Origin of the sequence: Citrobacter sp. CK202, from assembly GCF_030333225.1 — a bacterium.
In the GTDB taxonomy this organism is placed as follows: domain Bacteria; phylum Pseudomonadota; class Gammaproteobacteria; order Enterobacterales; family Enterobacteriaceae; genus Citrobacter_B; species Citrobacter_B koseri.
This window is the reverse complement of the sequence record NZ_JAOWGI010000029.1, coordinates 291,920-300,570: the sequence shown is the minus strand read 5'-3', so window position 1 is coordinate 300,570 and position 8,651 is coordinate 291,920. Positions and strand designations below refer to the sequence as shown.

Genomic DNA, 8,651 nt, shown 5'->3' with positions numbered 1-8,651 from the left:
TTTCCGGGGCAGTATGAGGATGCGGAGTCAGGGCTGTACTATAACCGGTTCAGGTACTATGATTGCGAGACAGGGCAGTATTTGTGTGCAGACCCGATAGGTCTGGCGGGGGGACTGAATCTTTATCAGTATGCACCTAATCCACTGTCATGGCTCGATCCGCTTGGGTTATTAAGATGTGGTCTGACTGGTAATGAGGTTGGTGATGCTTCGAATCTGCCTGTTATAAAACCTGGTTCTAAAGAGTGGAAACAGGCTGTTGATACGATGAGGAATAATGGCAGTAGTAAACCTAATTTTAGGGTTGCAGATAAGAGTACTGCAGAAAGTCTATTGAAAGACTCCAAACCTAAAATCCCGGAGTATCCAGAGTATTTTGGAAGTAAAAATTATCCTGATAAAACTGGTTTTGAACATCATCCTAATGAGTCTCATACTATAAATGCGCCAGAGAATAACCTGCCACATATAAAATGGTCGGATTACGGTTCAGGTAAGAAGGCTCCTGGTAGCGGAAAAGGACATATTTTTTATGACTGATATCATTTTTGATGAAGCTCTCTACCCTATAGCCTGGCGTCTGAATTCAGAAGATTGTCGTTTATCTCCTGATGAGAAAAGAAAGATTGTGCTTCTTAATGGGGACGAGTCTGAGAAGCTTTGGGATCTAGTTTTTCCATTTGATATGTTAATGAGTATTAAACCATCGCAATGTCGTATCATTGAAAAAATGGAATTAGATTTTGATGAGGCAGAAGAATCTGCATTTTTTTTTCGCGAGAAGTTAAGAGGGTTCTCCGATATTTTATTCTTTTGGGGGCGGAGAGCAGCGGCTATTGTCATTTCTTCAGATATTTTTATAAAAGCATGGGATGATTTTTTCTATCCTAGTGATGAAGCGAGTATTATTTATATTCCGAATACAAAAAATATAATTTTTTCTTATGAAGAAATATTTTTCTATGCTGAAATATTAAAATAAAAGTAGCCGGGTAAGAAATTAACTCTTCCCGGCCTTTATAGCGGCACTATGCTTTGGAAACCCTGTCTTTGGCCTTAGAATAGTGCGATGGAGTATCGGGGTATGGTGGTAGTATGTCTGCATGATGCGGGCGTTTTAGCAGATTATGGTGCAGATTGACGGTACTATTGATTCAGGGGATAGGATTGTTCGGATGACCCGATAGGGCTACTTGGCGGGTTAAATCTTTATCAGTATGCGCCTAATCCTCTTTTGTGGATCGATCCGCTTGGTTTAAGTGGAGAACCGATAGGCAGTGAGAACAATCCATTTGGTTCTTCTCGCGCTGCTCGTCGTGAAGCTATGAGGCAAGCAGGGATACCCACCAACCAGCAACCGATCAGTCAATCACAAAATAGCTCTGGTCGAGAATATTCTTACGAAACACCGAAACCAAGTGGCGGTACTGGCTTATCATCTGTGCAAGAACAAACAATGGATATTAGCTATCTAGATAAGCCACATTGGGAAGCAGGACAAGTTAAAACAGATAACTTTGGAAATCCCCGAATGAATAAATATGGGCGGCCTCAATTACGTAATGGTAAAGGGAAAGCATATTATGATAAAGGAGGATGCAAATGAGTGTATCTGAATATAAACGAGCATTGCTCTATAGAAAAGCTCAGGCCAATGTATGCAAAAGTGATTATTTTAATAAAATACAAGCATTTACCAATGGTGTTGTTGAAGATGGTAAGTTTCTTACCCTGGAAGAAACTGATGGTATTATAAATTTTCTCAAAGAGAAGGAAATAAGTTCAAAAACTAAATTGAAAATTGATAACTATCAACAAGTTGTTGAGTTTATCAAAGAGAAAGTTGCAGGTCTTTCTTCTTATTTATTAATTGATGAAGAATGGAAGTTTTGCGAAATATATAAAATAAGCAATGGGTTTTTTAGTGATTATAATTTTTATAAATTACATTCAGACGAGACAAGAATAATATCTTGCAATCTCTCTTTTCAGATTCAAATAGACTATGACTACAATGAAATAGAGTGTAAATATATTCTGTATAAATAATCTTCCCAAACCCTGATATCAAGGAGTTGATAAAAATGTTCCAAAAGATAACGCTTCTTTTAACTCTGATGTCGTCGGGTATTGTTGCTTGTATTGCAGCGGAACCAGATAAAATACAGTCAGACAGCATTGTCATGAATAGTTTTGAGGTTGGTGAGATTCCTGACCTGGGGCACCCCGTTTGCACCCTGAGCCTGGCTAATAATAAGAAAGTGGATTTCTATAACTATGTTGAAGGAGATATCTGTCCCCCGGATGGAAGAAATTGTACGTACACTGCTATCATGAAATTAAATGGGGAAATAGCTATATTGAAACAAATATCGTCAGGTGAAAATAACTCAGTATATAGAAATAGTGATTTCTATATTTCCATAAAACAGACTCCGATGACAGAACCAAACAATGATGAGGGAAGCGACGTTAAAGCTACTATCGTCCTCAAAACAAAACAAAACACAGTGAAAAGATTCTTAATATGACTGGATACTGTAGGGTTTAAAAAATGAGTATCCTCTTTCGAGAACAGAACGTTCAGAATAAATATTATTTTTGTAATACATAATTTCATCCGGGAAGTAAATTGATGGGAAAACCACAGGCCAGGAGTCACCGAAAAATGTGGACGCCCGAAGAACTGGAATTCGTAAAGACCTACTATGGTATTGTTCCAACAGCAAAGATTGCAGAAATCCTGGGACGAACTTTTGACGCGGTCAGATGGGCAAGACAGCAGTCCCCGAACGGCGTGATGATGGTACTTGTGTTACCGCATCAGTTGAACACGGGACTTAAATCCAGAGGATGGTACGAACACCCTTTGGATTTATCATTATCCGCATTTTTACTGCACGAACGCATCTACCTTCAGATCCTCCTCCATCAATCTTTTGTAACCCCCCCCCATTTTTCTGTTTTTAATTTCATTAACTTAGATTTAATTTAAGATTCATCTTATGCCACATCCAGCTCCGCCAGCATGTCCCTGACCTTATCCAGATTGCTTTCAACATACTCCAACTGCCGTTCTCCGAAGAAAACACCGGCGTGATAAACTGTAAACGCAACGATGTCGTCAGGATTTATACATCCACAGTACGCACGGGCAAGTTCAGGCTCCCTGCCTACCAGAAGTAACGTTTTAGCATTGTCAATGAATCAGAAAAATTACTCGGCCAGAAGCGTACGAAGAATGCTTGCCGTACAACCGACTGCCCCCCCTAGCTGGCCGCTCTGCATGCACAGAAGGAACTGCCTGCTGACACGCGAAGACATAATGTCATCCCGTAACCGCCATGTTAATTGACCTGGTTTAAACTTTAAAATAAAGCGACCGCCAATTCCCTATTCTTAACTGTACAAAGATATTTTCTTAAAACTTTATTACAACATAACAAATTGATTAACAATGAGAAATAAAGTATCTTTTTTGCCGAGTTACTTTCCAGGGAAATATCTGCTTTATATGTACATCTATTTCAGATTATTTTTACTTTATTAAAAAGTTACTTCCCTGATATTTGTTTCCAACGTTATTATTAGCTTAATAAGGTGCATATTTGTATGGAAATATCAACACACACGCTTTCTGACGGTATCGTTCTGACACATCGCTCACCTGCGAGCAGTACAAAAAATCCAGTGATTATTTTGTGCCACGGCTTCTGTGGCATCAGGGACATTCTGTTACCTGAGTTCGCTGAAGCCTTTACCCGTGCAGGGTTTTCCACGATCACATTTGACTATCGTGGGTTTGGCGACAGCGACGGTGAACGTGGCCGTCTGGTTCCCTCAATGCAAATTGCCGATATCCTTTCCGTTATTAACTGGGCAAGGGAACAACCCGGTCTTGATGGAGAAAGAATCGGTCTCTGGGGGACATCATTTGGTGGATGCCACGTCTTTGGTGCCGCAGCCCAGGATTCGGGGATCAAGTGTATTGTCAGTCAGCTTGCCTTTGCAGATGGCGAGGTTATCGTCACCGGTCATATGAATGAAGCAGAGAAAGAGGCGTTTATCGCAACCCTCGACAAAATGTCAGAGAAGCAAAAGAACACCGGAAAAGAGATGTTTGTCGGAGTTACCCGTGTATTAAACGATGCAGAGTCAAAGGCCTTTTTTGAGGAAAACCGGGCACAGTATCCGAAGATGGACATCAAAATACCATTCCTTACGGTGAAGGAAACGCTCCAGTACAAACCCGCACTGAATGCCGCACAGGTGAGCTGCCCCACGCTGATTGTTATTGCCGGTAAAGATACCGTTAATCCTCCCGAACAGGGACGGGCATTGTTTGATGCTGTCGGTGCAAAAGAGAAAAAACTGTATGAAGAGAATGAAGCCCGTCATTACGACATTTATAGCGGGGAACACTTCAGACAGGTAATCTGCATTCAGACTGAATGGTTCAGAAACTATCTGTAGTCTCTTGACCAGACATACAATTTGCGTTTTGGGAGGGCTCAAAATGGACAGTGAACTGCAATAGGGATATATGTGTCGCGTAAACTCGCCCTCCTGTTGTTGCAGCCCCAAAACCAGTATTCACTAACGAATACTGGTGATACAGTTAAGGGCAATCTAATGTCAGTTTATATGTCGAAGACGCGCCATCGACACCAGGTTTAGATATGTAGCCATATTTTAATTCACCACCGCCGCCTTCGGTTGTGTTTTTCCCCCCTGCACTAACAATAGGCTGGTCATTTAAATACCACTCAAGATCGTCCCCCTCAATTTTTTCTATTGAAATCAGTCCGTCCCCATCCCCCTCAACAGTTCCGATACTTGTCAATTCCCACCACGTTTCTTTCAGGTTCTGATTCTGGGGAGAGATTATAGCAACTGTTGAAGTTTGTCGTGATTCTAAAATCGTTTGACCTATATGCTTTAATTCCGTATTGTCCTCGGCATCGTAAGTAAATGCGCGTACCACGAGGGACATCAATACAGTGTCCCAATCATACATTTGCGTAATTTCAGCCAGACTCGGGTTCCATGGTGTAAATGTTTCAGTATTCATATCGCATGCAGGATATGCATGTTTACCGAAAGATATTCCACTGGATATATCGATGAGTCGTAGTTCAACATATCTGCCATCATCATTACGTTGAATACAAAAATTTCTTATTTCGTTTGGGTTCGTTTCTAATGATGTAATCAGTTCATGCACTTTCAACGCAGCTATCGAATCAGGATAACTACATTGGATCGATATACTGGCATTAACCACGAATGAAAACATGGAGGTTAGCAGGATGGAAATACGTAACATAATTGCAATCATCTGTTCTCGAATAATCTTTTGCACACAAAAAACAACTGGCGTTAATAAACTTACGTTTTCAGAGAAGTCAGGAGCAATATTATTAACGAATAAAAATATTTAGATATATTCATTCATTGCTGTTGACTTTCCTGAAACCGGAATATATGTCAGTCATAATCAAATGTCAGGTTCACCCAGGCTGTGAATGTACCAGCGCCTACGCTTTCGGGTTTTATCGCCACATATCCGGCTATAAAAGTGTAGCTAGTTTCCTCGCCTACGGGCTCAGGAATGAGTGAAACACGGGAGGTACCATCAGGTAACAGAATATTACTGTTGGTGTCCATTAGACGTAATGCCACATTACTGGCACCTCCAATATTCTTGAATGCACTGATATCGACATCATCCGGGTCCCCTGATGGCACAATATTCACTTTACTGACGTTCGTGCCGCAATTTATACCAACAGAAAAAGACTTCAGACCCTGTATCGGTTTACGCTTAAAGGCATTCGCGAAGATATCATCAAACAACACCGTCTGTACCTCATTCGTAAACTTACAGGTCGATGCAGGCCATCTGCGGACAATTTTTATACTCTCTGACGCGGTTGTTGCAGCCACCGCAGCGGATAAATCCATTATGGTGATCATACCCGCGATGATATAGAACGCACCAAACATCCCTCTGACTTTCATTACAAAATTTTCCTGTTAATTCATCGACATATTCCGTCAACGCGGGCAACGGGTGAGGCGAGTAACTTTTCAGTCAAATGATAGCTGACCACACATGACTGATTCACATCTTTACTCCAGCTCACCTGAACTTCACCACTTTCAGGCATTCCAGACAGATAAACCTGCCCGTCATCGCCGACCAAACCACTTGTGCTGCCCCCTGTGACAACAGAACCAAAAGGAAGTGGTTTGCCATTACGTGTCAGCGTAAATAATATGCGATAGCCACGGCGGACATTAAAATCAACACGAACCACTGCCCCCTTTGTCGGGATTATTCTGGCTGTACCGGCATCAACAATATCCGTGTGATCGTCCAGTGATTTACTGTCAACAGAAACACGGTTTTCGCGGTAGGATGTAGTGTAGGGCTTGATGGTATAGCCTCTCCAGTCTGTTCTGACACCCGGTTCGTTCTGAATACTGACGCCCTGCACACCACCGGAGGAAATAAGCACAGCTGTTTCACCGGATGGTTGTCCGATCGTCAGCCCGTTGCGATGCAGGATTGCACCACCGGACATGCTATAACTAAACTGCTGAAAATCATTTCCGTAGCTGTATCCTATACCGGTATTACCGTATGTCCCCCTATAGGCCAGGCTGGCGTTACCAGAACCATTCCGTTGACCACTCAGGTTCTGTGATACGCTCCAGTTGAGGTTGTTTTCTTCGAGCAACGTGCCACTCAGCCCTGCCATTTGGCTGTTCCGGCCTTTCCCATCACGACTCCCGTAAAACGAAGCATATGTGTTGTTATTCCCGGAGTCAGGTGAAAGTAATCTTCCCAGTGGAAGCGAAAGAGACAGCCCTATCGTACGGTCAGTCCAGGAAGGCACAGCAGCATTCTTCTGGCGGGTATACCCGTAGTTTATTGAATAATTAACAGAACCAACCGTGCCGCTGTATCCAATCTGAACAGAATCACGGCTCTGGTTACTCTTCCAGTAAGTCTGCCTGACACCAGACAACCACACTGAGCCATAGCGCCATACTGGCTGGGATATACTGGCTTCAAAACGGGCACGTTTGCTGTTGGTCAGGTCGTAATAATCAGAGTGGGTATCCGTTACCGGCCGACCATACCGATCCAGTTCGTCATGGTCATACAGACGTCCTCTCATCTTCCTGAGTGCTGTTTCTTCCAGAGTATGGAAACCTTTTGTCGAGTACCGATATCCCGTCAGACGAAGTCGGGTGCCTGTATCATTAAATATACGTGAATATAAAAAACGCACTGACTGACCGCGATAATCCTTTCCATTTGCGAGAGTGCTGTTGGCATGTGTTATATCGACGGAAAGCGCCCCCGGCCGTCCCATATCAATACCTGCACCGGACTGAACGGCCAGGTAATCCGGTGAATACTGTGCACCACCATAAAACGTTGTACCTCCCGGGCCGCCCCACACCAGTGTTCCTTGCATAAACAATGGATCACCATACCGGCTACTCATGCCACGAAAACGTGCCAGCGTCAGACCATACTTCATCCGACCTTTGCGAAGCAAAATGGGCATAGAGGTGTACGGAACGGTGAATACATTCACTTTTCCATTTGCCTCACTGACAGTGATACTGAGATCCCCACTGGCCGCCATCGGATTCAGATCATTAATCTCAAACGGTCCGGGTGGAACCGTGGCTTTATAAATGACATAACCATTCTGGCTGATGGTAACGTCAGCGTTATCGTCAGCCATCCCCCGAACAACAGGGGCAAACCCTCTCATCGAGTCAGGATACATATTGTCGTCTATTGTCAGTTGCCCCCCTCTGAAGCGAAGAGAATCAAAAATATCGCCTGATGTTGTACCTTCCCCGATTAACAACGCACTTTTAATCGAAACCAGTGGTCTTTCCACATAGGAATTTATACGCTGCCATTGCTGACGGCGACCATACCGACTTTCGTAATAGGTCCACGTATGAAAATCTCTCAGTCGCCACGCACCAACATTCAGTCCACTGTTGAGACTCAGAAAGTAGTTTTTGTCATTTTCCGAACGGGTAAAACGGTTGCTGCCGCTGAAATTGTAGTTCAGCAGAGCAGCGTTAATACCGTCATCCCAGAAAACCGGATCTATGTAACCTCTGGAAGTGTTTCGCACATACAATTGCGGGATACTGATATCGAGTCGCATCCCTGCGAAGTTAAATTTATAAAATGCACCAGAGATCTGTTTAGCCAGCAATATACAATTACTATTTTGCTGTCCATTCATATCTGGAAAAAGTTCAGTTCTGACTCCGATAATGCCTAAGTCCCCTGATGTCAGGCAGGGGAAAAGTCCTGTTTTATCTTTCACTCCTGCCTCAGACATGGAATTAGCAGGTAAAGAATTAAACTCAACTCTTTTTCGGTTGATAAATGAGCCATTCAAATAAATATCAACCTCATATGTTCCAGGCAATTGTGTCCCGTCCGCGCTGAAGTTCGATATATCCGCAATGGAACCATTACTGATATTCAGCAACTCCTTTGGGAAAATCATTTCGGCAGCAGTTTGTTTCAGGAAAAGAAAAAACGATACCGGAATAAATATTGCTATCGTTCTGAATAAATACATTACACGATGCCCTGTAAG

General features: G+C 42.9%; 10 protein-coding genes. 7 read left to right on the top strand and 3 right to left on the bottom strand.

Features of this window, described 5'->3' with window-relative positions; translation table 11 throughout:
* The 7 genes from OGX84_RS21180 to uilS form a co-directional block, all read left to right on the top strand.
* Positions 1-540: RHS repeat-associated core domain-containing protein (locus OGX84_RS21180; RefSeq protein WP_286450524.1), on the top strand; the 540-nt coding region annotated here is incomplete at its 5' end.
* The gene (locus OGX84_RS21175; protein ID WP_180961895.1) at positions 533-982 is read left to right on the top strand and encodes a hypothetical protein; all 450 of its coding nucleotides are present in this window, start codon (positions 533-535) and stop codon (positions 980-982) included. The genes OGX84_RS21180 and OGX84_RS21175, both read left to right, overlap by 8 nt.
* 252 nt (positions 983-1,234) lie before the next feature.
* A complete protein-coding gene (locus tag OGX84_RS21170) occupies positions 1,235-1,606 on the top strand; it encodes a hypothetical protein (RefSeq protein ID WP_286458360.1) in 372 nt (123 codons plus the stop codon).
* On the top strand, positions 1,603-2,049 hold the full coding sequence (locus tag OGX84_RS21165) for a hypothetical protein (RefSeq protein WP_153257860.1): 447 nt from the start codon (positions 1,603-1,605) through the stop codon (positions 2,047-2,049). Before OGX84_RS21170 ends, OGX84_RS21165 begins: the two co-directional genes overlap by 4 nt.
* Positions 2,050-2,084: 35 nt before the next feature.
* Complete coding sequence (locus OGX84_RS21160) at positions 2,085-2,531, top strand: adhesin (protein ID WP_233594388.1); 447 nt, start codon at positions 2,085-2,087, stop codon at positions 2,529-2,531.
* Positions 2,532-2,635: 104 nt separating this feature from the next.
* The gene (locus OGX84_RS21155; RefSeq protein WP_286458359.1) at positions 2,636-2,995 is read left to right on the top strand and encodes a hypothetical protein; all 360 of its coding nucleotides are present in this window, start codon (positions 2,636-2,638) and stop codon (positions 2,993-2,995) included.
* A 617-nt stretch (positions 2,996-3,612) separates the two neighbouring features.
* Positions 3,613-4,473, top strand: coding sequence for a UilS family quorum-quenching N-acyl-homoserine lactonase (gene uilS / locus OGX84_RS21150; protein ID WP_153258544.1), 861 nt, complete (start codon positions 3,613-3,615; stop codon positions 4,471-4,473).
* Positions 4,474-4,618: 145 nt separating this feature from the next.
* On the opposite strand, the gene OGX84_RS21145 is transcribed toward uilS, so the two are convergent.
* The 3 genes from OGX84_RS21145 to OGX84_RS21135 all read right to left on the bottom strand — a co-directional run bounded on the left by OGX84_RS21145 (position 4,619) and on the right by OGX84_RS21135 (position 8,633).
* The gene (locus tag OGX84_RS21145; RefSeq protein ID WP_153257862.1) at positions 4,619-5,362 is read right to left on the bottom strand and encodes a hypothetical protein; all 744 of its coding nucleotides are present in this window, start codon (positions 5,360-5,362) and stop codon (positions 4,619-4,621) included.
* Positions 5,363-5,487: 125 nt separating this feature from the next.
* Positions 5,488-6,021, bottom strand: a complete 534-nt coding sequence (locus tag OGX84_RS21140; protein WP_200073961.1) for a fimbrial protein — start codon at positions 6,019-6,021, stop codon at positions 5,488-5,490.
* Positions 6,022-6,041: 20 nt separating this feature from the next.
* Complete coding sequence (locus tag OGX84_RS21135; protein ID WP_286458357.1) at positions 6,042-8,633, bottom strand: fimbria/pilus outer membrane usher protein; 2,592 nt, start codon at positions 8,631-8,633, stop codon at positions 6,042-6,044.
* Positions 8,634-8,651 lie beyond the last annotated feature (18 nt).

What these genes read in the sequence shown, in the direction of transcription:
- OGX84_RS21175 (WP_180961895.1), top strand. Translation starts at nt 533, where the DNA reads ATGACTGATATCATTTTTGATGAAGCTCTCTACCCTATAGCCTGGCGT.
- OGX84_RS21165 (WP_153257860.1), top strand. Translation starts at nt 1,603, where the DNA reads ATGAGTGTATCTGAATATAAACGAGCATTGCTCTATAGAAAAGCTCAG.
- OGX84_RS21160 (WP_233594388.1), top strand. Translation starts at nt 2,085, where the DNA reads ATGTTCCAAAAGATAACGCTTCTTTTAACTCTGATGTCGTCGGGTATT.
- OGX84_RS21155 (WP_286458359.1), top strand. Translation starts at nt 2,636, where the DNA reads ATGGGAAAACCACAGGCCAGGAGTCACCGAAAAATGTGGACGCCCGAA.
- uilS (WP_153258544.1), top strand. Translation starts at nt 3,613, where the DNA reads ATGGAAATATCAACACACACGCTTTCTGACGGTATCGTTCTGACACAT.
- OGX84_RS21140 (WP_200073961.1), bottom strand. Translation starts at nt 6,021, where the DNA reads ATGAAAGTCAGAGGGATGTTTGGTGCGTTCTATATCATCGCGGGTATG.
- OGX84_RS21135 (WP_286458357.1), bottom strand. Translation starts at nt 8,633, where the DNA reads ATGTATTTATTCAGAACGATAGCAATATTTATTCCGGTATCGTTTTTT.